Genomic DNA, 24320 nt, shown 5'->3' with positions numbered 1-24320 from the left:
GGCTATTCGCCTTCCTTTCCGTTGACGACGCGCGCAGTGGCAACAAGACCGCACGCTGGATCGTAGTCGCGCTCGAACGCTTCGGGATATTCCTCGGCAAGCTTGTGCACATCAACCTTCTCGATGTTTACCAAAAAGCCGCTTGTCACTTCGCCGTGGGCATGATTGGACGTGCAGGCGGTTGGAGCGATAAGGTTGTTCGCGCCGCCGCGGTCGAGACCGCCCTCTCCTAATACAATGGAGTCGCAGCGCGCGCCGTGATCCTGATAAACTGCGCCTGGCATAATGCGCTCTGACACGATAACGCCGCCAAGTACGGCACCGCGCTCGTTGTACACGCGCACCACATCTCCCGTTTCGAGACTGAGCTTGCCCGCATCTATTGGGTTCACCCATACGGGTTCATATTTGTAGCCGTCGGGCCCGGTTACTTTGCAGGTTTCCATTTCGCGGAACCACGTGACGTCGTCGTGCTGGGCATGTACGCGGAAATGCGGGTGGTTAGATACCAGCAGGAACGGATACTTACGACCGCGCTCCAGATACTGGCGTTCCTGATGCCCAGCGCCTTCGTCAACCCAATGCGGAATGGGGCCACGTTCTTTGTCGTCGGGGAAGTTCTGCGCAAGCGTGGTGGAGTAGTACTCCAGCTTGCCGGATGGTGTGCGGAGCGGGTTTGCCTCGGGATCGTCGTGGAACTCACGCACGCCAGCGGGGATGTCTTTCCAGTCCTCGCGAGTGGGGAAGGCGTAGTACTGCTTCTCTTTGAATTCTTCAAAGGACATGCCTTCGGGAGCACCACTTGTGTCAAAGCCCACGCGAATCCATTCGTCGTCGGTTTTCCCCCCCAGATATTTGTCGTAGATATCCTCGTAAATGCCGCCGAACTTCTCGAGTTTCTTGGCTACTTCTGCGACGACTTCCTTGTCAGACTTAGACTCGCCTAAAGGCTTAATTGCCTGGCGCTCATAGAACACGACGTTCCACTGGCCTGAGTCGCAATCCGTACCGATGTCTTCCGTTTCGAATTTGGTATTCGAGGGAAGGATGATGTCGGCGAACATGGTGTCGTTTTCCATCCAGGGATGCTGCACCACGACGCACTCGATCGACTCGTCGCGCAGCGCATCCTGCATTTTGAATCCGCCGTTCCAGCATGTTTCCCAGCAGGGAGAATCGGACCAAATCATGTGCACGCGGCTTCCGCCTTCGGGCGGGAAGGTGTAAGGGCCGTCAAACTGGTCTTCACGAGGCAAGCCAGCGGAGATGTGTCCGTACCATGAGACGGGTGGATTCATGATTGCTTCGGGAATCATGGTCTTGGGGATGAAGCTTGTCTTGGTTCCGGTGACGTATCCGCGATACGCAGCTCCCAGACTGGGGATATGCGTTGAAGGAGGCAGGGGGTCAAGCGTGGGAATGCCGAAGAGTGTCCACTCCATGAATTTGAACTGGTTAGCGCCAGGCTTTCCGAGACCTTGCATGCCCAGAAGTGCCACTTCGAGACGTGCTGGTTCATGCGCGAAGCATGAGCGGATGAACGAGCCGCCGTTGCAATGCGCGATGGAGACTGCGTGCTTGGCCCAGTAGCGGGCGAGCGCCTTGATGGTGTAGGAAGGCACGCCGCAGATCTTTTCGGCCCACTTCGGCGTCTTCGGAACGCCGTCCTCGCCGCCTAAAACGTAGTACTTGAAGTTCTCGAAGCCAACGGCATGAGTGTCGAGATATTCCTGGTCGAAGGTTCCGTCCTTTATCCAGGTATAGGCGATGGCAAGCTGCAGCGCGGCGTCGGTGTTGGGAAGGACGGGGATCCACTTGTCGGCGTGCACGGCATTGGCATAGTTCACGTCGGGGGAGATGTGAATTTGCTTCACCCCAATCTCTGTGAACCAGAAGCAGATTCGGCTTGCCATGTATCCTCCCCAGCCGAGGGGAGTGGTCTCAGGGTCGCAGCCCCAGAACAACACTGCATCGCCATTTTCGGAAATGTCTTTGATTACGTTGTTCTGCTTGTTCTGTTGTCCGAGCGGGTCCATGCCCCAGATATGCTTGGCGCCCCAATACCAGCCTTCCCAGCTGTCGGGCTGGCGGGACTGCAAGGTAAACCCGCCGCACAGATCGAGTAGATGGGTAATACAGCCGTGGCTCGCGTGCACCACTTTCGTTTCGCCGTGGCCGTCAATTTCGCATAGGATTGCCTCCGGGGCATATTCATCATGCATGCGCTTTATTTCGGCTGCAACGATTTCTGCTGCCTCGTCCCAGCTGATGCGCTCATAACCGCTTGTGCCGCGATTTTGTGGATTGCGTTCCCCCGCCGGATCCCAGTCAATGCGCTTCATAGGGTAGGGAATGCGGTTTTTAGAATAGACGCGCTTCTTGTAGCAAAGCGACAATGGCGAAATCAGTGTTTTAAAGCCCGGCTCGAAGGTTTTTCCCCTTGCTTCGATTTTCCAGGCGTTTAATTCCTCGGGAGTTTGATGCTCGTCGAAGTGAAACGGCCTGATACGCAGGATTTTGTTCGCCTCCTCATCGATGTCAACTGTGCAGGCGTTGGCGCCGAGTCCGAAGCTGTCAAATCCGAGGCCCTTGACAATCGGTGTCCCCTTTGCGTTCTTGCTCATGCGTGCTCCTCTCCTTGCTCTCGTCTGATTGAGTCGGGATTTCCCCGGCTTATCCATGGATTAAATGCTGCGTGTCCCCAAATAATCGCTTTTGGCTACCCCCGAGGCACATTGACTTTTGGCGCTCCGGGGACAGAGGGAACGCTCGGTGTCTTTGGCACACTCGGTACGGAAGGTGCACCCGCTGCACCGGGGACCTTTGGAATCGAAGGTGCGCTTGGCGCCCCTGGCACGGGCGGCGCCCCGACGGCGGTAGTCGCTTTGGCTCCGCACTTGGGACATGCATCGAGGCTTGGGTCAACCATTGCTCCGCATTTCGGACATTTGACAGGACCCTGATCGACGCTTGGTGGTCTGAAACACATGAATTTCCCCTCTCGCTCGTTTGGTTGAAAGGCGCATCGGAAAAACGAGAAGCCAGCTTGACAGCCTTCTTGTTGCCAGCGGGACACCTTTTTTAAGCGCGCCTCTCTTTTAACTAAATGGAGTATCTTTTATTGGGTGTGCCTGGTCGACAGCTGGTAATATTGAAATGAGAGCAACTTGAGGGGTCGTGTCATACCCAGATGTTTAGGGGGAGAGGTATGGAAAGCGTCGAAGGGGAAGATGCATCGTCGGAGGGGGCGACTCGGCGGCAAGCCGGCGTCGCATCGCTATTCGCGGTGGCGGTTGCCGGCTTTTCGTGTTTGATAGGTTGGGAATTGTCGGCGGTGTTCTCGCCGTCACTCCCGCTTCTGTCGTTTTGCGATATTCAGACGGCAATTTTTATACGATGCATTTCTGTGTTGACGCTTGCTTTCGCCTTTGGCTTCTTTGCGGTGAAAGCTGATTTATTTTTCAAAAATCGAGATAGACTTGCGGTCGCTGCGCTGATCGTGTCGTTTTTGCCCATGATATGCGCGTGCGCCTACACTGCGACAGGTGCTCTCCCGATTATCGTTCTTGAGATTTCGTGGGCGTTGCTCGGAATTTCCCAAGCAATCTTGGCTACGTACTGGTGCGTAATATTCAGTCTAATGGAGTCGTCGTTCACCATGAGGGTGGTGGTCTCGGGAGGGGTTGGCGGCACATTCCTGTTCGTTATCGTGAACGCTGCGGGAGAGCTGTGGGTGAGTATGCTCGAATTGTGTCTCATCCTCTTCATTTCGGTCTTGTCTGCTGCGATGATTGCGCGCTCCATTCCGAAAAGCTCTATCCCGAATGTGCAGGATTTTCGCCGCGTGCCCGACTTGTCTGCTCCCGCGTTCTTTTCCGTCGCGAGTTGTGGTGCGGTGTATGGACTTATGAGCATTGAGGTGTGTTATCAAGGCTTCATGGCAGCGCTCGTGGGCGGTGCAAGCGGCATCTTCGGTGTTGCTCTCGCAGTTGTCTGGTGCGTGCTTGGCTCGCGTGTCGACATCGATGTGGGGGTTGTTCAGCGTATCGCTTTGCCACTTTTGGTAGTAAGCCTTCTCATGATGCCCCTGTTTGAGGGTCCTTTGCGTGTGATTTGGGCGTGCGTTGCCTTGGCGACGCTTGCGCATAATCAAATGTTCACTTGGTTCTCGGTGAGCATCGAGAACTATGAGTTCCGTCTGCATCCCGTGCGCCGTTTCGCGCTTCGTCAAATTCCGTCGTGGGTTGGTTTCTTTATCGGATGTCTTCTAGCCTACGCCGCCGCTTTCGTATTCCGCCTCGAGAGTGAAAGTCTCTACCTGTTCACTTGCGTTTTCGTTGTAGTTATTGTTGTGGCGTTCTCTGTTTACGGTGGTGATGAGTCGAAGACGAAAAGGCGGCTTGATTCGCTCATCAACGTTGCGGCGCAAAAGGCGATAGAAGCGGTCTCGAAGCCCGAGGAGGTGGAGGTGATACCCTCCGCGAGCACTTGTGATGGGGGAGAGCCGTTTTACTCAGAGGGCTTTCAAGACCGTTGCGAAGAGGTGTCGCGCAAGTATTCACTCACCCCGCGCGAAACCGAAGTGTTTGCGCTTCTCGCAAAGGGGCGTAACGCCGAGTACATTGCTGGGCAGCTAATGGTGACGCCTGCCACTATCAAATCGCATATCTACCATATCTATCAAAAGCTTGGTGTGAACTCCCAGCAGCGTTTGATGGACCTGGTGGACGAAGGCAAGCGATAATATTGCGTTCCTCGGAGTGTTTCAGCATTAGCCGCCTATTGTCACTGTGGCCTTGATATATCCGCGGCATCTTTGAATGCATCCGCCGAGATTTGCGGCTTTTCCAACTTAAATGTTGATGACAAGGCCCCCTTCTTCATGGATACTGATTCGAATGCGAAAAATCGAACAGTAAAGGAACCGCATGGGCACAACCCAGATAATCGCCATCGTCGTGTTCATCGTCGTCATGGTGGCAATCGTAACCGAGAAGATTCATCGCGCGCTCGCTGCCGTCGTCGGCGCGATGGTCCTGCTCATCCTCCACGTGGTCAGCTTCGACGCGGCTATGGAACACGTCGACTTCAACACGCTCGGCGTGCTTTTGGGCATGATGCTCTTCGTCGCCGTGGTGAAGCTATCGGGGCTTTTCGAGTACCTCGCTATCAAGTGCGCGCGCCTTGCGAAGGGCAACCCCTGGCTAGTGATGGTGCTCTTCGTCTGCCTGACCGCGGTGCTCTCGGCCCTGCTCGACAACGTGACGACGGTCCTGCTCATCGGTCCCATGACGGTCACGGTCTGCCGTCTGCTCGACCTTGACCCCCTGCCGTTCTTCCTCGCCGAGATCATGGCCTCCAACATCGGTGGCACCGCGACCCTCATCGGCGACCCGCCCAACATCATGATCGGCTCGGCCGCGGGCCTCTCGTTTGCGGACTTCGTCATGGTCGACGCGCCCGCGGCGATCATCTGCCTCATCGTGATGATCGGGCTGTTCTATCTGCTGTTCGGCCGCAAGTTCAAAGTCGACGAGGAGCACAAGCGCGCCCTCATGGAGCGCGACGAGCGCGAGGAAATCAAGAACCCCACGCTTCTTCGCCAGAGCGTCATCATGATCATCCTCGTGACGGCGGGCTTCATGCTGCACGGATCGCTCGGCGTCGAGTCCTGCGTCGTTGCGCTTACGGCCGCGGGCATCCTCATGCTCATCTCGGGCGAGCGCATCGAGGAGGCCCTCGCGCATGTGGAATGGACGACGCTCGTCTTCTTCGCGGGCCTCTTCATCGTGGTCGGCGCCTTGTCCGAGGTTGGCGTCATCGGCATGCTCGCACAGGCCTTGATCGACGTCACGGGAGGGTCGACCTTTATCGCCATGCTTGTGTTGCTCATCGCCTCGGCCATCATCTCGAGCTTCCTCGACAACATCCCGTTCGTGGCCACGATGATCCCGATCCTGCTTTCCATGGAGGCAACCGGCATGGACGTTATGCCCCTGTGGTGGGCGGTGTCGCTCGGCGCTTGCCTCGGCGGCAACGGCACGCTTATCGGCGCGTCGGCGAACGTCGTCATGTCCGACATCGCCAAGAAGCACGGCACCGAGATCACGTTCATGGGCTTCTTGAAATACGGCTTCCCGATCATGCTTGTCACCATCGCCGTGTCGGCTGTGTACCTTGTCGTGCGCTTCCCGCCGATGTAGGGTGTGACGTGTAAGGCGGGCGAACCAAGCGATCGAATCGGGGCTGGCAAATGCCGGCCCCGTTTTCATGCCATCGAAAGAGAAAAGATAGGAATCATGTCATCTTCTGCGTCAAATGAGCATCGCGAGGAATGCGTGCGGCTTGCGGCGTGCGTCGTGGCGCTCCTTGTGTGGATGGGGTTCATCTTCTTCATGTCGGCAAACGACGGCGACCACTCTCAGGGCATGAGCGATGGCGTGACGTCTGTCGTACTCTCGACGGTGTGGCCGGGCTATTCCGGCATGTCGTCCGACGAGCAGGCAGCTGTCGTGGAATCGCTCAGCTTCCCCGTGCGAAAGGCGGGGCATTTCAGCGAGTACGCCGTGTTGGGTCTGCTCGCCTTCGCGACACTTCGCCAGGGTCAGGTGCTTCGATCTTCCCAGGCGATTCGGATCACGCGGAAGATCGCCCCTGCGGCGGTGGGCGCGGTGGTTATCGCCTTCGTGTATGCCTGCTTCGATGAGTTCCACCAGCTGTTCGTTGCGGGTCGAAGTGGGCAGCCGTTCGATGTCGGTGTTGATACCGCAGGCGCGCTTGTGGCAGTCGCCATTGCGGTGGTTGTGGTGCGCATGCGGGAAAGGTGCCGCGTTTAGCGCGGTCTTGGCCCGCCTTCCTCGTTGGTGCGATATGCTGTTGCCTATATGTTTCGTAAACCGCTGTTTCCCGAAAGCCAGGATTTCATGATCAGACTCAACTGCGATTACTGCAAAGGCGCGCTCCCCGAGGTTCTCGAGGCGCTCCAGACTATTAACGACCAGGCGTTTTGCGGCTATGGCTGCGACGAGGTGTGCGAGCGCGCGGCCCGCCTGATTCGCGAGCGTGCAGGTGTGCCCTCGGCCGATGTGCACTTCCTCGTTGGCGGCACGCAGGCGAACTTCATCGTCATCGAGTCCGCCCTGCGCCCATGGCAAAGCGTCATCTGCGCCGATTCGGGGCACATCAACGTGCACGAGACCGGAGCGGTCGAGCATGCGGGCCACAAGTGCGAAACCGCACCTGCTCACGATGGCAAAATCAGCGCCGACCAGGTGCGCGCCATCGCCGCCAACTGGGCGGGAAGCATCATTCCCGAACATATCACGCAGCCAAAGATGGTCTATCTTTCCATGGCGACGGAGACGGGTTCCGTCTACACGCTTGCCGAGCTCGCCGCCATCCGTGCGGTATGCGACGAGTTCTCGCTCTACTTGTTCATCGATGGCGCGCGCCTGTCCTACGGCCTTGAGGCAATCGGCGGCGACGTTTCCCTCGAGGACATCGCCGGGCTCGCCGACGTGTTCTACTGCGGCGGCACGAAATGCGGCGCGCTGTTCGGCGAGGCCGTCGTCATCGTGAACGACGAGCTCAAGCCGCATTTCCGCGCGAACATGAAGCAGAACGGCGCCATGCTTGCGAAGGGGTGGCTGCTCGGCGCGCAGTTCGAGGCGCTCTTCACCGACGACCTCTACTTCAAGGTTGCCCGCCGCGCGAACGAGTACGCCGCGCGCGTGAAGGACGCTTGCGCGAAGGCGGGAATTCCCCTGTTCGCGCAGACGACGACCAACCAGGTCTTCATCAACTTCACCGATGCTCAGTACGCGCAAATCTCTGAGCAGTTCGAGTTGGAATTCGAGGAGCGCACGGATGAGGAGCACGTTGCCATTCGCGTCTGCACGAGTTGGGCCACGCGCGAAGAGGAAATCGTTGCGCTCGAGGAGGCCATTGCGGCTTTGTAGTCGTCTCCTCGGAGGGTGTCGCTGCTCGCTAGGGAAAAGCTCGTGCCCTGAGCGAGCCGCAAGGAAAGAAAGGAACCTCATGGAAATTCTCGATACGCTGCTTCATCGTCGCAGCATCCGCAGCTTTACGGGAGGCAGTGTCCCGCGCGAGACGGTCGAGGCGCTTCTCGTCGCGGGAATGTCCGGCCCTGCGGGGAAAGGGAAGAAGCCCTGGCGCTTCGTCGTCGTCGAGGATGCGAAGACAATTTCCCGCCTTGCCCAAGCTCGCGATCCCAAACAGAAGCTCTTCGACACAGCGAGCCTGGTTATTGCCGTGTTCGGGGATCCGTCCATCGCCGACACGTGGGTCGAGGACTGCTCGGTTGCTATGACCAACATGCACTTGGCGGCCGATGCGCTGGGCCTTGGCAGCTGCTGGGTCCAGGTCCGCATGCGCACTGCCGCCGACGGTACGCCTTCGAGCGACTATGTGCGCCGCGTGCTCGACGCACCGGAAGGGCTCTCCCTTGAAGCGATGCTCGTCGTGGGGAACATCTGCGAGCATCCGGCTCCCCATACGGCCGCCGACGTCGATATGTCGCTTGTGAGCTGGGAAAGCTTCTAAGTGCAACGCCTTCGCGATTTCGTGCGGCGCGAGGTCGTCCTCGTTGCCGCTATCGTGCTCGCCGCCGCGTCGTGCATTGCCGTTCCGCCCGACGCGGCGTACTCTGCCTATATCGACTGGCACACGCTCGCGCTGCTCTTTTGCCTAATGGCTGCCGTTGCCGGGCTTCGCTCTCTCGGCGTCCTCGATTCGATGGGGAAGTGGCTCGTCTCGCGTGCGAAGTCCCAGCGCGCAATCGCGTTCGCGCTTGTGGGAATCGTCTTCTTTGCAAGCATGGCGGTGACAAACGACGTGGCGCTCATCACGTTTGTCCCCCTCGCCCTCGTGACGCTTCGCGCGGCGGGCATGGAGGGTCGCGCGCTCCTCGTGGCTGCACTCATGACGGTGGCCGCGAACCTCGGCAGCATGCTTACACCTGTCGGGAATCCCCAAAACCTGTACCTGTTCACTGCTTCGGGGATGTCGGTTTCCCGCTTCCTGTCGCTCATGGCTCCCTACACGGGACTTTCCGCAGCGCTTATAACGGGGTGCATTTTCGTGCTGTTCAGGTCGAAGCCTTGTTGCGGGGAAGAGGCTGGCAAGAACAAGGGCTGCGTTCGGGGTGCTGCTCGTGGGGAAGAAATCGTCTCGCGGTCGTGCTGGTCCGATGGCGCCGCGCATGAGTTCGCGAATGGGGCTCGCGAGGATGCCGCCCCTGCGCCCCTGCGGAGATGCAGCTGCGGGCGTCTTGCAATTTACCTGGCGCTGTTCTGCATCTGCCTGCTCGCAGTTGCGGGAATCGTCGATGTGCGCATAGTGCTTGCCGTCGTCATCGCGGCCGTCGCGCTTACTGATGCTGAGCAGCTTCGACGCGTCGATTTCTCGCTCCTGCTCACGTTCGTGGCGCTGTTCGTCTTTGTGGGGAACATGGTGCGCATTCCGCTTGTCCACGATGCGGTGGCGGAGCTCGTGGGGCGAAATGCGGTCATCGCCGCAGTGGGCGCGAGCCAGGTGGTCAGCAATGTCCCCGCGGCCGTGCTGCTCTCCGGGTTCACGAGTCAATGGGACGCCCTCATCGTGGGCACGAACCTTGGCGGGCTTGGGACGCTCATCGCCTCGATGGCGAGCCTTATCACCTTCAAGGCGATCTCTATCGGCCGCGTGGGGGCGAAAATGCGCTATCTCAAAGTATTTACGCTGGTCAACGTAGTGTTTCTGGTGGCTTTGCTCGGGCTTGCCCTGCTTTTTGGCCTATAGCCGCCCAGCAAACCAAGCGCCTGCCGTCGTGGGATAGGGCTTGCTGGCGTCAACCTCGCTACGACCTGCATCTCGGATAGGGTATGCTTTCGCAAAGACAAGAAAGGAGCGCTCGATGAAGCTATTGATTGCATCCGATATCCACGGCTCGGCGTACTGGTGCCGTGCGCTCATGGCGCAAATCGAGGCCGAGTCGCCCGACACCGTCGTTCTTCTGGGGGACCTTCTCTATCACGGTCCGCGAAACGACCTTCCGCGCGATTACGCGCCGAAGGAGGTGCTCGCGATGCTGAACACGCTGGCCGACCGCGTCGTTGCCGTGCGCGGCAATTGCGACAGCGAGGTCGACCAGATGGTGCTCGATTTTCCCTGCATGGCCGATTATGCGATCGTGATGGACGCGGAACCTGCGGAGGGCGCAGATGGGCAGCCCGCCTCAAAGGCCGGGCCGCGCCTGCTGTTCTGCACGCATGGCCACCTGTTCGGGCCGCAGAATGTGCCGCCGATCGCGCGCGGCGCAGCCCTTTTGTACGGGCATACCCACGTGAAGGAGATTGCCTCTCGCGATGGCGCGCTCTTCGTGAACCCCGGTAGCGTCTCTCTTCCAAAAGACGGCTCGAACAGTTACGCTGTCTATGAAAATGGTGCCTTTGAGCTGCGGGAACTTGTAGGGGAATAAATACGGGCGCGTCGCGCCGTCGCCAAGCCCTTTCTTTCCCGATCGGGCCCGCATCCGCGCGCGGCGCAGCCCTTGTCTTCTCGTTGGCGCCGTCGCCAAGCCAGCGCCGCCCTTATTTTGCGATCAGCGTGCCAAGGCGCATGCAGTCCGCAGAGGCGTCGTCGTCGGGATAGTCCTTCGCGATGACGGAGTCGACCACATCGACGCCCGCCTCCTCCGCGCGCTTCTCCCAGAGCTCCATCCATTCGCCGTCGTTCCAATCGTAGGACCCGAACAGCGCCACCTTGCGTCCGGGAAGATGCGGCTCCACCTCATCGTACATGGGCAAGAACTCCATCTCCTCGAGCTCCTCGTCGCCCATTGCGGGGCAGCCGAACGCGAAGGCATCATAGCCGTCGAGCTTGCTCGAATCGAAATCCGCGGCTTGGACGAGATCGGCTTCGCCGCCGGCGGTACGCACGCCTTGCGCAATCAGATCTGCCATGGCCTCGGTGTTACCCGTGCCGCTCCAATAAACGATGGCGACTTTATTCATGATAGGTTCTCCTTGCATATCGGTTGCTATTCGGTTCCGAGCGCTTTTATTCAGCGCCGGGCGATGTGCACGCAGGCTCCCCTCCCGCGTGCACATCGCCCGGCGCGCTCTTAGCTGGCCTGGGAATATGCCTCGTCAGCAGGGAATGCGTCGTCGAGGATGGCAAGGCATTCAAGTGACACTCCCTCGTCGAAGAGCTCTTCGTAGGCGCGCGTGCATTCCTTGTATTTGCAGAAGCACTCCTTTGCATCCTGCTCGCATGAGTACACCTTCCAGCATCCGCTGCACAGGTAGTTCTCGCCCTTGTTCTCGATGAACCCCATAACGTCCTCAAACGGGTATCCCAGAAAGAGGCCGATCTCGTGAGGGAACGCGCATGACCCTGAAAGCGTGCTTTGCAGGTCGGTCCCGCAGATGCGCTTGTGCAGAAGCTCGATGCAGGCCGCGAGGGAGCCGGTGTCGTATCCCTCCTGCGCGAGGAAGCTTGCAACCTCAGGCTGCGAAAGGTCGCGTCGAAGCAGGTCGGGGCGGTAGACATAGAGAAGCACCCCGGATTTCCTTCGTGCCAAAAGCTCGATGCGCACCCCGTAATCATAGAGCTTGTCGCGTGTTGTGCGCAGCGCGTAAGCTAGGTTGTGCTCATGGGTCCTCGCAGAGACTATCCCCGACTTGCTCTTGCCAAGCCCAGGAACCGACTCGTCGCGGCAGACGAACAGGCTTCCTGACTTGATGCCGGCGAGCGTCGGCGTGCAGTGATGTACCAGTTTTCGCTCGAACAATTTCACGTATTCGCGTTTGTCCATGAGAGCTCTCCTTTTGTAGGGTTTTCTCAGTGATAGTTAACTCTGGGAAACTTATAATTCAGCGGCAGACCTGAGTCAAGCGTTTGGATGAAAAAGTTTGCCAGTGGTTACAATATTGCAAAAACACGATCTCCCGATTCGCGTTATCATGGACGAATTCACACGTAAGGAGATTGCTATGGCTTTCAAAGAAATCGCACCTGAGGAACTGATGCTCAATCCGTTTACGAAAATCGGGAAGGAGTGGATGCTCATCACCGCCGGCGCCGATGCCGAGCATTGCAACACCATGACCGCGAGCTGGGGCGCCATGGGCGTTATGTGGGGCAAGAACGTGGTGAGCGTTTACATCCGCCCGCAACGCTACACAAAGGAGTTCGTCGATGCGCAGGAGCGTTTCACCTGCGCATTTTTCGGCGAGGGAAATCAACATGAGGCACTGAGTCTTTTGGGCAAGGTTTCCGGGCGCGACGTTCCCGACAAGATTTCCCAGGCGGGGCTTACCCCTGTTGAGGTCGGCGGGTCGATTGCCTTCGAGGAGGCCGAGCTTGTGTTCGTATGCCGCAAGCTGTACGCGCGCGAGCTTCCGCCGGAGGACTTCATCGACACCTCCTGCGATGCGCGCTGGTATCCCAACCACGACTACCACACCATGTACATGGCCAAGATTGAAAAGGTTCTCGTAAAGGAATAGCCCTGCACTTCAGAAAGCAAGGATGCCCGCACAAGAGCCAGGCGGGACGAGGGAAAGCCCGCGCGAGCTTTCTGCTACAACGAAAAGAGTGCGGCGGTGTTGCCTTTGGCTGCCTGGGCCTTGTACTCGCTTACGATGGCGAGTCGACTGGCGGTCGAGGTGGCCAGGGGATGGGGAAGCTCGTCGGGAGAAAACCAACCGACCTCGGTGCTCTCGTCATCCCCCACGAAAGGTGCAGCATCGTCGTCGGTGGGCGTGCAGATGAAAAGGATGTCCATGTATCGGCACTGGTCGCCGTTCGCGTACTTCACCAGGTAGTTTGATGATTTTACGCTCGCGATTGCCTGCGGTGCAACGTGCACGCCCGTCTCCTCGAGTACCTCGCGCACGCATGTGCGGCCAGGCTCCTCCCCAGGCTCCACAATGCCGTACATAAGCGCCCATTCGCCTGTGTCGCTGCGTCGCCCGAGTAGGATGCGCCCGTCTGCATCTTCGACATAGGCTGTAATTCCCGTAAGCCAAAGCGGGTCGTGGCCGATCTTCTCGCGCAGCGAAAGGATGAAGTTCGGGGTCGTCATCGCGGCTCCCTGCATCTATTGCAAAAGCGGTGTCAGCTCGCCAAGGGCGAACACGTCGAGCTCGCGCGTGGCGCGCGAAATGCTCGTGTAGAGGCGGTTTTTCGCGATGCGATCATCGGCGGGGAAGAGTCCTGCGCTTGCGTTCGGAATGATGACGTGGTCGAACTCAAGTCCCTTCGCAAGCGGCAGCGTGAGCAGCACGCACCCCGACCGAGGCAACGCTCCCGTCGCATCAACCAGCTGGGGGGCGTCGTTTCCCAAAGCCGCGACAAGCTTCGTTGCCTCGTGCTTCCACGGCACGATGACGGCGGTGAGCCCCTCGTCGCTCGAGCCCGCCTCGCGCACGGCCTCGCGCACGGCCTCCGTCCACGCGTCCTTGTCGTCGAAAACCTCGACGCGGGGCGCCGAGCTCTCGCGTTGCACGGACGACACCTCCATGCGCTCGCTTTCGGGCAGAAGGCGAGCGAACAGGTCGGTGATGCTGGGGGTGGAGCGGTAGCTCGTCATGAGATGACACTCGCTCACCTCGCCGCGCAAGCGCTCAAACGTACTTTTGACCTGCGCGAACGTTAGTCCACCCTCGCGAATCGCCTGGTTCTCGTCGCCGAGTAGCATGAAGTGGGCGCGGGGGAAGAACCGGGCGAGAACTGCGAGCTGGGGAATCGTGTAGTCTTGCACCTCATCGATCATGACGTAGCGCGCGTCGGGGTTCGAGAGTCCCGTGCACGCGATCTTCAAGTAGAGCCACGCCGCGGGCGGTAGGCTTTCCGCGCCGATCAGGCGGCGGCCCAGGTTGTCCACGTGGAGCCACTCGTCGCGCGCGATCATGCCGTACGCGATGTCGAAGCGCCCGCGGATCAGCTTGAGCGCGGCCTTGCGCACCTCTTTGTCGTCGTCGATGTTCACCGGTTCGCCGAACGCCGCGAGCTGCTCGTCGTGGGTGAGGGATACCACCTCGTCAAAGGCCTCGTCGCTTGACGCCATCGAGGCAAGCTTGGAGTCGAGACGTCGCGTGAGTTCCTCGCGCATCAGGTTCGACAGGCGCGCGCCGGGCTCGATGCGGGGCCACTTCGCGCGCACTTGATGCACCTGTGCTTGCGTGATCAGCTTCACGTGCCCCACGCGGATGTCGCAGAAATCGCCCTGCTCGTACTCGAACCTGCCGCTTTCAAGCGCCTCGTCGATGCGCCAAAGGGTCGCCTCGTCGACGGTGCCCTTCCCGAAGCCCTGCCCCTGCGGCAAGAGCGTGCGCGCGAACTCCGCGAGGGTGAGGGTCTCCGGGTTGCGCTCTCCCATGTCGGGCAGCACATTCGCAATGTAGTGGCGAAACACCGGGTTCGGCGTGATGAGGAACACGTCTTCAGGGCGGAGGCTCTCGCGGTGCTGGTAGAACAAATACGCGATGCGCTGGAGTAGCACTGAGGTCTTGCCCGATCCCGCGATGCCGGCGACGAGCAGCACGGGGCAGTCTTCATGGCGGATGACGGCGTTTTGCTCCTTTTGGATGGTCGCGGTGATCGCCTGCATCTGAGAGGTTCGCTGCTTGGACAGCGACGCGAGAAGCAGCGAATCTTGGATGGCGATGTTGGTGTCGAAATAGGCGCGCAGCTCGTCGCGCACGATGTCGAACTGACGGCGCAGCGTGAGGTCTACGGCGATCGTGCGGCCGTTCGCGCGGTAGTGCGTGGGACCCATGTCTTGATTGTAGTACACCTCGGCGACGGGCGAGCGCCAGTCGACTACGAGGCGCCGACAGCTGTCGTCGGACACGCCCGCAGCTCCGATGTAGAGCTCCTTCGGCGCGGCGCCGCGTTTGAAGTCGAGGACGATCTTCGCGAAGTACGGCTGGCTTAAGAGCAGGCCGATGTTGGAGAGCTTCTCGGCGGCGGCGTCTTGCGTCTGGTTGTATGAGTCGATGACGCTGTTCACGGTCGCGAAGTCGGCGTAGGTCTCGAACGCCTCGGTGTCGCTGCCGTAGTTCTGCTTGATTTCCTCCACCATCTGCTGTTTTGTGGCCGCCGCCGCGTCTTCGTTCTTGCGCATCTTGACCGCAAGCGCGCCCGCCATCGACTGGAGCGTGGCGTAGGTGTCGCTTAAGTGCTGCTGCTCCTGGGCAAACACGGGGTCGTTCTCGCTGCCCTCGTCGTTGGCGACGTCGGGGGCAGCGAGATTTCCGTCGTTGGTTTTCGATTCGGATGCGGTGTCGTGTGCGCGTTCGTCTGACATGGACGGCTCTCCTTGGCTGAAATATCGGACGAACCATTGTAGACCATTAGGCGCGCAGCGTCACTCCCTCGGGGAGATCGGCAGGGTCGAAGTCGAAGTCGTCTTCGGTGTCCTCGTCGGCGACAGGTGCCTGTGCAACCTCGGGCTCGGGGGCCTTCTTCTCGCCGAAAGCGGCGTCGAAGGCGTCGAAGCTCGCGCGCGGCACGGCGAACGTGATGTGCGCGATGGCCCCGGGATGGGCCTCGATCCATGCCTTGAACAGGCCGACCGACATTTCCGCATCGAACCCTTGCGGCCCGCATCCAAAGGCGCCCACCACAAGCGTTTCGCAGCCGCTCTCCGCCGCGATGCGCAAGAGCGACTCGATGCGGCTGGCGAGCGCGTGCTCGCACTCGCGCTCCGAGCGGTGGTTCTCCAGCGCTCGGGTGCGGATGGGCTCGGGGATGGCGAGCACGTCGGCACGGCGGATGGTGCCATCGCGCACGAACGCCACGTCGGGCAGGTAGAGCGCTCGATCGGTGAACAGCATGCCGGACGAGTAGCCGCGGTTCTTGCTGTGATAGAGCTCTTTGCAGGCGCAAAGCGCGGGGTAGAGGTTGCTCTCCGCGCAGAGAATCTGTTCGGGACCGAAGCTTCCGTCCTCGTAGGCTCCGCCGGGACGGGTGAACGAGCACGGATCGACGACCGCGACCTTGCCCTGCGCGCCAAACACTGCCTTCGGCGCGAAATCGGTCGTCACCGATGTCGTGGTCTCGCCTTCCGCCTCGGCTACGGGAAGCTCGCGCCCTTCGCCGTTCTCGTAGATCTTGGCCGCCTCGACGGTCGCCTTCGTTTCGCTTGCAAACGCCCCGCGCATCAGCGCAAGGTTCTTCGCTGCGGCTTCGCGCCGCTCGTCACGTGTGGGCATGCTGCGTCCTTCCCTTAAGATAATGCGAACATCGTTTATGGTAGCAGCCTTGCGCGCTGGGGTACGTATCCATTTCGTAACGATGCGCCTTCGCACGCTCGCATGACCTCGATGCCATGCGAGCGTGCGAACTCGATGAGCTCGGCGTTGCGGGCGTTTATGGTGCCGAAGGCGGCGGGGCACACGATAAGGCGCGCGCAGTGGACGAGGAGCTCTTTGGCGCGGGCTATGGTTTTATCCCCGATCGGCTCGAAGGCGCGCTCGGCCACGCATTCCGCCGCCAGGTCGCGCGCGAGCTCGCAATCGATGTCCCCTTCGTGCAGAACGCCCGCGTAGAACGCCTTGCCCTGTCGGATGAGCTGGCGAAACACAGCCGACCCCGTACCTGCGCCGGCGATGACGAACGTGTGCGCATCGCCGTGCGGGCGCCCAATTTCCACGCTGCCGAAGCGCTCGTTGAAGGTGCCATGTTGAAGGCCGTAGAGCTCGCCGATCGTCTCGCGCGTGAATATGTCCTCGGGTGCGCCGGCGCGGAAGACCCGGCCGTCCTTCACGCAAATCACCTTGTCGGCGCTTTTCTGCGCGAGCTCGAGTTCGTGGATGGACATGATGACAGCCACATTCCGCGATTTCGCAAGGTGGCGAAGTATTCGCAGCAGGTCGATCTGGTAGCGGATATCGAGATACGACGTGGGCTCGTCGAGCACGAGCACACGCGGATCCTGCGCGATGGCGCGTGCGAGCATGACGCGCTGGCGTTGCCCGTCGCTTATCTGCATGAAGTCGCGCTCGGCGAGCTCTTCCACATGCGCGGTTTTCATGGCCTCGTCGACCCGACTATGGTCGTCGGGCGAGAGTGTGCCCATTCGCCCGGTGTAGGGATGCCTTCCCGCCTCTACAACATCGCGGCAGGTGAGGAGCTCGGTCTGGGGGCGATCTGTCAGCATAACGGCAAGGTTCCTTGCGAACTCCGCCGTCTTCCATCGGGAAATCTCCCGCCCGTCGAGCTCGACTGCGCCGGCAAGCGGTGCCAGATGGCGTGTGATGGTTTTCAAGATGGTCGACTTGCCCGAGCCGTTCGGCCCGATGAGCGCCACGACGTCGCCCGCGCGAACCTCCAGATCGACGCCTTCGACTACGACCTTCTTGTCGTAGCCCGCCGACAGGTCGCTTATGCGGAAAAGCGGCGCTCCGTCAGCCTGCGTTTCGACCGGGGTTTCGAGGTTCGACTCCGCTCGGAGGGGGCGTTCCACGCGCAGTTCCGCACGAGCCGAAAGTGCCTTCTGGCGCTTTCGTGCGAGCTCAGGACTGTCTGAGCATGGAACGCCCCCTCCGAGCGTTTTGGGCCGCGGCACGAATTCCCCCATCTACCTCACCCGCTTCTTCAACATGAGCGCGATAACCACCGGCGCGCCGAAGATGGCGGTGACGGCGCTGATGGAAAGCTCGACGGGAGAGAACAGCGTGCGCGCGATCAAATCGCAGCCCGCGCAGAAGATGGCGCCTCCCAAGAAGCACGCAGGAATCACGCGGATGGGCTTCGACGACTTCAGCGCCGACTTCACGAGATGCGGAACCGCGATGCCTACGAACGACACCGGGCCAGCGAACGCGGTCACGCAGGCGGAGAGCATGCTCGCTAGAAGGACGAGCACCACGCGGAAGCGTGCGACGTTCACGCCGACGCTTTTCGCGTAGGCTTCTCCCAGCTGGAAGGCGGAAAGGGGCTTCGATATCGCGAATACGCATGCGCTCACGGTGATCACCACGACCGCGATGACCGCGACGTCGTCCCAGCTCGAACCCGAGAAGCTACCCAAAGACCAGTTGTGCAGGTTCACGATGGACTGATCGTCGGCGAAGGCGATGAGGAAGTTCGTCGCCGCCGAGCAGATGTATCCCACCATGACGCCCGCCACGATGAGCATGGCCATGGAACTTATGCGCCGTGCGATGAGGAGCACGAAGCCGATGGTGATAAGCGAGCCCAGAAACGCTGCGGCCACCATGGCCGGCGAGGACATGGCCTGGTTCGCGCCCAGAAGTACGATCATCGTAAGCGCGACGACGAACTTTGCGCCCGAGGAGACGCCCAAGATGAACGGGTCGGCGATGGGGTTGTTGAAAAACGTCTGCAGCAGGAACCCGGAGAGCGAAAGTGCCCCGCCGAGAAGCACGGCTGAAAGCACGCGCGGCAGGCGAATCTCCCAGATGACCTGGCTTTCCATGGAATCGGCCGCGCCGCCCGAAAGGATGCCGGGGATGTGGTCTGCGGGCACGAGCACGCTCCCGATGCACAGGTTGGCCCCGACGAGCACGATGAGGGCAACAGCGAGCAGCGCCGTCACGACGCGACACCGCGCGGCGCGCCCCGATTCGTCGTATGCCATGGAAAGCCGGCTTCTCATGGCGCTAGCCGAGCTTCCTCAGATAATGGAAGTCGCTCGCGTCATCGCCGGTGAACGCCCCGTGCAGCTCGTCGATAATGTCGGCGGTAGAAGTCATCTGCTGGTACATGTCGGCGCTTGTGACCCAGACGTTGCCGTTCTTCACGGCTTTGAACTGCGACAATAGCGCGTTTTTGCCTACGAAGTCGTTCAAGGTGGCAACCGATTCGTCGATGGTGCCGTTGTAGACGATGATGTCGGCATCCTTCGCCGTCGCGTAGAAGCGCTCCATTTCGAGCGTTACTGACGAACCTGACGTCGACGCCGTCTGCGCGTCATCGAGCGCGTAGCTGCCGCCCGCAAGCTCGATCATCTGCGCCACGTAGTCGCCCGCCCGCCGCGTGACGGCGGCCCCGTTCGAGTTAATGTAGAAATACGCCACGGTTTTACCTGACGACGCGAGCCCCGACGTTTGCTCGACGCGGGCCTTCTGCTCGTTGAACAGGTGCGCAGCCTCGTCTTCCTTGTCGAACAGGACGCCGAAAAGCTTAATCCACTCGACGCGCCCGAGTGCTTCGGGCTCGCTCGACGACTGTTCGGTGAGCACGACGAGCCCGAGCTTCTGCAGCTTTTCCTTCACATCGGGCGTGTGGTTGATCATGGCGTTCTCGATGGCGAGCGTGCAGCCCGAGGCCGATATTCGCTCGTAGTCGGGCGCGCTGTACTTGCCGCCGTAGGCGATTGCCCCACTTTCGAGCGCGCTTTTGAAGCCCGCGACCGAGCAATCGTCGGCCTTCGTGCCCGACATGAGGATATTGTCGTTCGCATCGAGCGCGTCGACCAGGCACATCGTCGCCGACGACACGAGGTACACCTTGTCGGCGGGGCGCCTTATGACCGCGATGTCGGAGCTCAACCCATCAGGTACCTTCGCATCTTGCGGTACCACGAGGAAGCGCTCTCCGTTCGAAACGCAGATAAGCCGCAGGCCGCCTTCGAACTCGTCGACAGTGAAGTGCTCGGCGTATTCAAGCTGAAGCGCCCCCGTCGGCTCCCAGCCGCAGCCCAAATCGGCGTTGTGGAAGTCGGCCGCGGCGCTTGGAGCCGTTCCCGCAGGGGAGCCGCCGCTTGCATCGTCGCCCGATTTCTCCTTCATGGTGGATGAGTCGAAGTAGAGCGTGTAGTCGATGGTGTGCGGCGTCGACATGGCGACGGTCTCGGCCGACACGGCGATGTCCTCGTCGAGCGTGACGGGTATCTCGAACGTGGAGTTGCCGCCGTCGTTTACGGGCGCGTAGTCCACGCCGTCGGCGGTCATCTTGTCGTAGTTCGAACTCGACCAGGTGATGGTCGCGGTGTAGGTGTCGCCATCCTTCACAATTGTGGTGGGTGAGGCGATGCTTGCGCGCCCTGACCCGCCGGAAAGCGAGACGCTCACAGTGTATTCCTGAGAGCCCGCCGTGCCACCGGTCGCGTTCGGGCTCGCACTGCACCCCGCGAAGGGAAGCGCGAGCAGGGCGACGAGAACGCAGGCGATCGCGCGCGCCGCGATGCTGCGGCGCTTCCTGCTTTCCCCCTTGGGAAGAATCGACCGCATGGCGTTACTTCAGCGCGTCGGCGCGCAGATCGACGCCGGCGGATTCGAACACGAGCGTGCGGTCGTACCACCGTTCCTTTTTAATGCTCCACGCGGCGCAGGCGGTGTCCTCGTCGAGCGCTTCAACGGGCACGTCGTAGGTGTACTTGCCTTCCGCGTTTTCCACATAGGGGATGAAGTCGGCCTCGCTCGCGGCGGCAGCCTCGTCGCCCGTGCCCATGAAGAGCTTGCCGTAGCCCGTGCCGGAAAGCGTCATCACGCAGTGCATGGAGCCGTTTTCCGCGATGAGCTGGGCGTCCACAATCTTGAACATGTTCGAGCTGGAATCTACGGTGATCGAATAGGTGCCGTCGGCCACCTTGTCGGCGGTGATGGGGGCAGCGCTTGCGCCCTCGGGCGCATCGGCCGCCTGTTCGGTCTTTTCCTGGGAATCGGCATCGCTTGCCTTTGCGCTGTCGCTTGAATTTCCGGCGCAGCCGGCGAGCGAGAACGCGCAAAGCGCCGCCGACAGGGCGAAGGCGAGGGTTTTCTTCAACATGGAGGGGTTCCTTTCAATCGGCTCGCCCGCCCGCGCCGTGCGGTGGGCGGGCGGGATGCGAATGCAACGGGCATGCGCCGTCGGTCGGGGAAGGCGCATGCCCGTTGCACGGGGACGCGACCGGCGCCCCCGTGCGCGGCGAGTTTACAGCTTGGCGATGGCGTCGTCCACGTGCGAGACGTAGATGTCGTCGACCGCGACGTTCTGTCCCAGACCCTGGAGCAGGCACGTCACTTCGAAGCCGGCGGCCACGAACTTCGCAGCCCAGCTGTCGGGGTCGGTCTCGTCTGCCATGTCGTTGTTCGCGTGGTCGCCCGCGACCACCATGAACGGCGCGAGCACGGCCTTCTTGTAGCCTGCGGCGCTCGCGGCGGCGATAACATCCTCGCAGGTCGGTTCAGCCTCGACGGTGCCGACGAAGAACTGCGTCAAGCCCTCGTTCTTGAACACTTCCTGCATCTTGGCATAGTCGGCGTTGGAATCGGCTTCGGTGCCGTGGCCCATGAGGCACAGCGCCGTCTTGCCGTCGTCGAAGGACGCCATGTTCTCCTTAATGGCTGCGGCCACCTTCTTGTAGTCGTCGTCGGAGGTGAGCAGCGGGTCGCCGAGCGAGATCTTGTCGAACTTGTCGGCGTACTTGTCGAGCTCGTCTTTCACGTCGGCGTATTCCAGGCCAGCCATGAGATGCGTCGGCTGCACGATGATTTCCTTCACGCCGTCTTCCACGCAGCGGTCGAGCGCCTCGGTCATGTTGTCGATCGTGATGCCGTCGCGCTTCTTCAGCTTGTCGATGATGATCTGCGCGGTGAAGGCGCGGCGGATGTCGTAGTCCTGCCAGTACTTCTCGCGGATAGCGTCTTCGATGGCGCCGATGGTGATGTGGCGCGAGTCGTTGTAGCTCGTGCCGAAGCTCGTGACGAGGATGACCGGCTTCACGGCCTTCTCCTTTTCGCTCGATTTCTCGGAACTCGCGGAGGTGCTGGAGCAGCCCGCGAGCGCGACTCCGGCGAGCGCGATGGCTCCGGTTGCTGCGGCGCCCATGAAGCCGCGGCGTGACATCTGGTCGGACATGGTTTTCCCTTTCCTCGGTTTGCCGGTCCCCCGGCGACAGTTGCTTATCGGCACAAGCGAAAGAAAAGCGCGCTCGTCCGCAAAGGGATAGCGCGCCTGTTTCTTGCCGGCTGCGGCCGGCTCATTCGAAAGGGAAGCGCACTCCTCGGGGTTCACAAGGAGCTAACGCCACGGCGATGCCGTGAGGAAAAGGCGAAGCAGTCTGGCTTGGGGCGCGAGGCGGTTCGCCCGCGCGTCCTACACAGTAATGTCCCTTGCCCAGGATTCCCACCTGGTTCCCTCCGCAAGCCAGCGCGGGCTGTGCGGGCGCCGCGCCGGTCGTTTCCTTTTATTCGATTGTCATATGCTCGTTGCCGAAACTGTTACTATGATAGTGGGCGCTTGTGGGCGTGTCAAAGCCAGGGCGGGCGGCATTGCGCCTCCTGCCTACGTATTTGCGCCGATTGCCGCTGCGGGCGCCGTGTTTTGCCTGCTGCGCGAAGGGCGGCGTAAACGGTTGCGATGAGAAACGGGAAAGGAAGGCTCGGATGATCCATATCGTTGGCGCAGGTTCGGGCGCCGCCGACCTTATCACGCTGCGCGGGGCGCGTCTTCTGCGCGCGGCCGACGTGGTCGTTTGGGCGGGGAGCCTTGTGAACCCCGAGCTGCTCGCCGAGTGCAAGGAATCCTGCGTCGTCTACGACAGCGCGCACATGACCTTGGAGGAAGTGCTCGACGTGATGTGCGCGGCGGATGCGCGGGGCGAGGAAGTGGTGCGCCTGCACACGGGCGACCCGTGCCTGTACGGCGCCATCCAGGAGCAGATGGACGCGCTCGACGCGCGCGGCGTGGACTACGAGGTGGTGCCCGGCGTGTCGAGCTTTTGCGGTGCCGCGGCGGCGCTTCGCCAGGAATACACGCTGCCGGGAATCAGCCAGTCGGTCGTGATCACGCGGCTTTCCGGGCGCACCTCCATGCCCGCGGGCGAGGGCATGCGCACCATGGCGGAAAGCGGCTCGACTATGGTCATCTTCCTGAGCTCGGGTATGCTCGCCGAGCTTTCCGCCGAGCTTTTGGCCGCGGGCCGCAGCTCCGACGAGCCGGCGGCGCTCGTGTACAAGGCGACCTGGCCTGAGGAGCGCGTGGTGCGCTGCACAGTGGGCACGCTCGCCGATGCGGGCGCGCGAGAGGGCATCGACCGCACGGCGCTCGTGGTGGTGGGCCGCGTGCTCGGAGCTCGCGGCGGGCTTGCGCACGACGGCGCGCAAGCGGAGTCGTACGAGCGCAGCAAGCTTTACGACCCTTCGTTTGCCACGGGGTATCGGAAGGCGAGCAGCTAGCGTGGCCTTCGAGCACTACATATATACCGGGACGACCCGCCTGCGCTGCGGTTACACCACGGGGAGTTGCGCCGCGCTCGCGGCGAAGGCGGCCTGCGAGATGCTCTTGTCACGAAAGCCCGTCGGCCGCGTGTCGATCGTCACCCCCGGCGGGCTGCCCGTCGAGGCGGACGTGGTCGACGCATGCATCGGCGAGGGGTGCGCCCAGTGCGCCGTGCGAAAGGACGCAGGCGACGATGCCGATGTGACCGACGGCGTGCTCGTGTACGCGCGCGTGGAACATGCGGGGTCGGGCACGGGCGCTGCGGGCAGCAAGGGCGCGCCCGCGCGCGAATCGGAAGTTTCCGTCGATGGCGGCGTGGGCGTGGGGCGCGTGACGTTGCCCGGGCTCGAGCAGCCGGTGGGGGCGGCCGCCATCAACGCGACGCCGCGCGCGATGATCACTTCGGCGGTGCGCGAGGTGTGCGCCGCGCACGGCTTTTCTGGAAATATTGCTGTGACGATTTCGGTACCCGAGGGTGTTGCCCTTGCCGAAAAGACCTTCAACCCGCACCTGGGGATAGAGGACGGCATCTCCATCCTGGGCACGACGGGCATCGTCGAGCCGCGCAGCCTCGCTGCCTTGCGCGACAGCATCGAGCTCGAGATCCGGCAGCATGCGGCTATGGGGCGGCGCGGAGTCGTGCTCACGCCCGGCAACTACGGCGAGCAGTTCATCTCGGGGCATTTCCACCTAAACGGTGCGCCGGTGGTCGTCATCTCCAACTTCGTGGGCGATGCGATCGATTGCTGCGTTCGCGAGGGATTTACCAATGTCCTTCTTGTGGGACACATCGGCAAGCTGGTGAAGGTCGCGGGCGGCATCATGGACACCCATTCGCGTACCGCCGACTGCCGCGCGGAGATTCTGGCCGCCCACGCGGCCTTGGCCGGCGCGGGCGCGAAGACCGTGCGCGAGATCATGTCGTCGGTCACGACCACGGCGGCGCTCGAGGTAATCGAGGCCGCCGGCGTGGGGGACGCTGTGCGCGCCTCGCTCGCTGCGGCAATCGAGGACAGGTTGCGCCGCCGCGCGGCGGGCGCATGCGACATCGCCGCGGTCGTGTTCGACGCCGAGCGCCGCGAGCTTTTCCGCACGTCGGGCGCCGATGCAGTTATCGGGGAATTGGGGGCGACGTATGAGTAAAG

21 protein-coding genes are annotated in these 24320 nt (G+C 61.4%); 10 read left to right on the top strand and 11 right to left on the bottom strand.

Translation table 11 applies throughout. The features are described from left to right. Window positions 1-2 precede the first annotated feature (2 nt). Window positions 3-2624: a molybdopterin-dependent oxidoreductase gene (locus F8C90_RS05555; protein ID WP_158049466.1), complete on the bottom strand. Its 2622-nt coding sequence runs from the start codon at window positions 2622-2624 to the stop codon at window positions 3-5. A 584-nt stretch (window positions 2625-3208) separates the two neighbouring features. On the opposite strand from F8C90_RS05555, the gene F8C90_RS05550 reads away from it, so the two are divergent. The 7 genes from F8C90_RS05550 (at window position 3209) to yfcE (ending at window position 10477) form a co-directional block, all read left to right on the top strand. Next, on the top strand, window positions 3209-4744 hold the full coding sequence (locus F8C90_RS05550; RefSeq protein WP_170264562.1) for a response regulator transcription factor: 1536 nt from the start codon (window positions 3209-3211) through the stop codon (window positions 4742-4744). Window positions 4745-4928: 184 nt separating this feature from the next. Then, window positions 4929-6203 (top strand): ArsB/NhaD family transporter, encoded by a 1275-nt coding sequence (locus F8C90_RS05545; RefSeq protein ID WP_158049464.1) that lies wholly within the window; start codon window positions 4929-4931, stop codon window positions 6201-6203. A gap of 96 nt (window positions 6204-6299) precedes the next feature. Then, complete coding sequence (locus tag F8C90_RS05540; protein WP_158049463.1) at window positions 6300-6836, top strand: VanZ family protein; 537 nt, start codon at window positions 6300-6302, stop codon at window positions 6834-6836. Window positions 6837-6923: 87 nt separating this feature from the next. After that, a complete protein-coding gene (locus F8C90_RS05535; RefSeq protein ID WP_158049462.1) occupies window positions 6924-7958 on the top strand; it encodes a threonine aldolase family protein in 1035 nt (344 codons plus the stop codon). 79 nt (window positions 7959-8037) lie between these two features. Next, a complete protein-coding gene (locus F8C90_RS05530) occupies window positions 8038-8562 on the top strand; it encodes a nitroreductase family protein (RefSeq protein WP_170264561.1) in 525 nt (174 codons plus the stop codon). Then, the gene (locus tag F8C90_RS05525; RefSeq protein WP_158049460.1) at window positions 8563-9798 is read left to right on the top strand and encodes an SLC13 family permease; all 1236 of its coding nucleotides are present in this window, start codon (window positions 8563-8565) and stop codon (window positions 9796-9798) included. It begins immediately after the preceding gene. Window positions 9799-9913: 115 nt separating this feature from the next. Then, the gene (yfcE, locus tag F8C90_RS05520) at window positions 9914-10477 is read left to right on the top strand and encodes a phosphodiesterase (protein ID WP_158049459.1); all 564 of its coding nucleotides are present in this window, start codon (window positions 9914-9916) and stop codon (window positions 10475-10477) included. 112 nt (window positions 10478-10589) lie between these two features. On the opposite strand, the gene F8C90_RS05515 is transcribed toward yfcE, so the two are convergent. After that, on the bottom strand, window positions 10590-11012 hold the full coding sequence (locus tag F8C90_RS05515; RefSeq protein WP_158049458.1) for a flavodoxin: 423 nt from the start codon (window positions 11010-11012) through the stop codon (window positions 10590-10592). A 110-nt stretch (window positions 11013-11122) separates the two neighbouring features. Continuing rightward, complete coding sequence (locus tag F8C90_RS05510; RefSeq protein ID WP_158049457.1) at window positions 11123-11815, bottom strand: DUF3793 family protein; 693 nt, start codon at window positions 11813-11815, stop codon at window positions 11123-11125. Between the two features lie 178 nt (window positions 11816-11993). Between F8C90_RS05510 and F8C90_RS05505 the strand changes: the two genes are divergently transcribed. Continuing rightward, window positions 11994-12509, top strand: a complete 516-nt coding sequence (locus tag F8C90_RS05505) for a flavin reductase (protein ID WP_158049456.1) — start codon at window positions 11994-11996, stop codon at window positions 12507-12509. 74 nt (window positions 12510-12583) lie between these two features. On the opposite strand, the gene F8C90_RS05500 is transcribed toward F8C90_RS05505, so the two are convergent. The 8 genes from F8C90_RS05500 to F8C90_RS05465 form a co-directional block, all read right to left on the bottom strand. Continuing rightward, the gene (locus F8C90_RS05500) at window positions 12584-13087 is read right to left on the bottom strand and encodes an NUDIX hydrolase (protein ID WP_158049455.1); all 504 of its coding nucleotides are present in this window, start codon (window positions 13085-13087) and stop codon (window positions 12584-12586) included. Window positions 13088-13102: 15 nt separating this feature from the next. Continuing rightward, entirely contained in the window at window positions 13103-15313 is a 2211-nt protein-coding gene (locus tag F8C90_RS05495; protein WP_158049454.1) for a HelD family protein, read from the bottom strand. A 46-nt stretch (window positions 15314-15359) separates the two neighbouring features. Beyond that, window positions 15360-16220 (bottom strand): TIGR02452 family protein, encoded by an 861-nt coding sequence (locus F8C90_RS05490; RefSeq protein ID WP_158049453.1) that lies wholly within the window; start codon window positions 16218-16220, stop codon window positions 15360-15362. Window positions 16221-16255: 35 nt separating this feature from the next. Next, on the bottom strand, window positions 16256-17473 hold the full coding sequence (locus tag F8C90_RS05485) for an ABC transporter ATP-binding protein (RefSeq protein WP_246155803.1): 1218 nt from the start codon (window positions 17471-17473) through the stop codon (window positions 16256-16258). A 114-nt stretch (window positions 17474-17587) separates the two neighbouring features. Further along, a complete protein-coding gene (locus F8C90_RS05480; protein WP_158049451.1) occupies window positions 17588-18610 on the bottom strand; it encodes a FecCD family ABC transporter permease in 1023 nt (340 codons plus the stop codon). Between the two features lie 22 nt (window positions 18611-18632). Continuing rightward, window positions 18633-20204, bottom strand: coding sequence for an ABC transporter substrate-binding protein (locus tag F8C90_RS05475; RefSeq protein ID WP_158049450.1), 1572 nt, complete (start codon window positions 20202-20204; stop codon window positions 18633-18635). Window positions 20205-20208: 4 nt separating this feature from the next. Further along, window positions 20209-20742 (bottom strand): hypothetical protein, encoded by a 534-nt coding sequence (locus F8C90_RS05470; protein WP_158049449.1) that lies wholly within the window; start codon window positions 20740-20742, stop codon window positions 20209-20211. Between the two features lie 144 nt (window positions 20743-20886). Further along, window positions 20887-21813 carry a sirohydrochlorin cobaltochelatase gene (locus F8C90_RS05465; protein WP_158049448.1) on the bottom strand — a complete coding sequence of 309 codons (927 nt, stop codon included), beginning with the start codon at window positions 21811-21813 and terminating at the stop codon, window positions 20887-20889. A 527-nt stretch (window positions 21814-22340) separates the two neighbouring features. Here F8C90_RS05465 and cobM point away from each other — a divergent pair. Next, complete coding sequence (cobM, locus tag F8C90_RS05460; protein WP_158049447.1) at window positions 22341-23132, top strand: precorrin-4 C(11)-methyltransferase; 792 nt, start codon at window positions 22341-22343, stop codon at window positions 23130-23132. Between the two features lies 1 nt (window position 23133). Next, the gene (gene cbiD, locus F8C90_RS05455; RefSeq protein WP_211361032.1) at window positions 23134-24318 is read left to right on the top strand and encodes a cobalt-precorrin-5B (C(1))-methyltransferase CbiD; all 1185 of its coding nucleotides are present in this window, start codon (window positions 23134-23136) and stop codon (window positions 24316-24318) included. The last annotated feature ends 2 nt before the right edge of the window (window positions 24319-24320 follow it).

The sequence above is a fragment of the Ellagibacter isourolithinifaciens genome, assembly GCF_008831035.1.
GTDB lineage: Bacteria > Actinomycetota > Coriobacteriia > Coriobacteriales > Eggerthellaceae > Ellagibacter > Ellagibacter isourolithinifaciens.
This window is presented reverse-complemented; position numbering and strand designations above follow the sequence as displayed.

Excerpts from the sequence above, each read along its gene's own strand:
- F8C90_RS05540 (WP_158049463.1), top strand. The coding sequence starts at position 6,300 with ATGTCATCTTCTGCGTCAAATGAGCATCGCGAGGAATGCGTGCGGCTT.
- cobM (WP_158049447.1), top strand. The coding sequence starts at position 22,341 with ATGATCCATATCGTTGGCGCAGGTTCGGGCGCCGCCGACCTTATCACG.
- F8C90_RS05495 (WP_158049454.1), bottom strand. The coding sequence starts at position 15,313 with ATGTCAGACGAACGCGCACACGACACCGCATCCGAATCGAAAACCAAC.
- F8C90_RS05535 (WP_158049462.1), top strand. The coding sequence starts at position 6,924 with ATGATCAGACTCAACTGCGATTACTGCAAAGGCGCGCTCCCCGAGGTT.
- F8C90_RS05490 (WP_158049453.1), bottom strand. The coding sequence starts at position 16,220 with ATGCCCACACGTGACGAGCGGCGCGAAGCCGCAGCGAAGAACCTTGCG.
- F8C90_RS05515 (WP_158049458.1), bottom strand. The coding sequence starts at position 11,012 with ATGAATAAAGTCGCCATCGTTTATTGGAGCGGCACGGGTAACACCGAG.
- F8C90_RS05470 (WP_158049449.1), bottom strand. The coding sequence starts at position 20,742 with ATGTTGAAGAAAACCCTCGCCTTCGCCCTGTCGGCGGCGCTTTGCGCG.
- F8C90_RS05545 (WP_158049464.1), top strand. The coding sequence starts at position 4,929 with ATGGGCACAACCCAGATAATCGCCATCGTCGTGTTCATCGTCGTCATG.
- F8C90_RS05500 (WP_158049455.1), bottom strand. The coding sequence starts at position 13,087 with ATGACGACCCCGAACTTCATCCTTTCGCTGCGCGAGAAGATCGGCCAC.
- F8C90_RS05465 (WP_158049448.1), bottom strand. The coding sequence starts at position 21,813 with ATGTCCGACCAGATGTCACGCCGCGGCTTCATGGGCGCCGCAGCAACC.
- yfcE (WP_158049459.1), top strand. The coding sequence starts at position 9,914 with ATGAAGCTATTGATTGCATCCGATATCCACGGCTCGGCGTACTGGTGC.
- F8C90_RS05510 (WP_158049457.1), bottom strand. The coding sequence starts at position 11,815 with ATGGACAAACGCGAATACGTGAAATTGTTCGAGCGAAAACTGGTACAT.
- F8C90_RS05480 (WP_158049451.1), bottom strand. The coding sequence starts at position 18,610 with ATGGCATACGACGAATCGGGGCGCGCCGCGCGGTGTCGCGTCGTGACG.
- F8C90_RS05505 (WP_158049456.1), top strand. The coding sequence starts at position 11,994 with ATGGCTTTCAAAGAAATCGCACCTGAGGAACTGATGCTCAATCCGTTT.
- F8C90_RS05530 (WP_170264561.1), top strand. The coding sequence starts at position 8,038 with ATGGAAATTCTCGATACGCTGCTTCATCGTCGCAGCATCCGCAGCTTT.
- F8C90_RS05555 (WP_158049466.1), bottom strand. The coding sequence starts at position 2,624 with ATGAGCAAGAACGCAAAGGGGACACCGATTGTCAAGGGCCTCGGATTT.
- F8C90_RS05550 (WP_170264562.1), top strand. The coding sequence starts at position 3,209 with ATGGAAAGCGTCGAAGGGGAAGATGCATCGTCGGAGGGGGCGACTCGG.
- F8C90_RS05475 (WP_158049450.1), bottom strand. The coding sequence starts at position 20,204 with ATGCGGTCGATTCTTCCCAAGGGGGAAAGCAGGAAGCGCCGCAGCATC.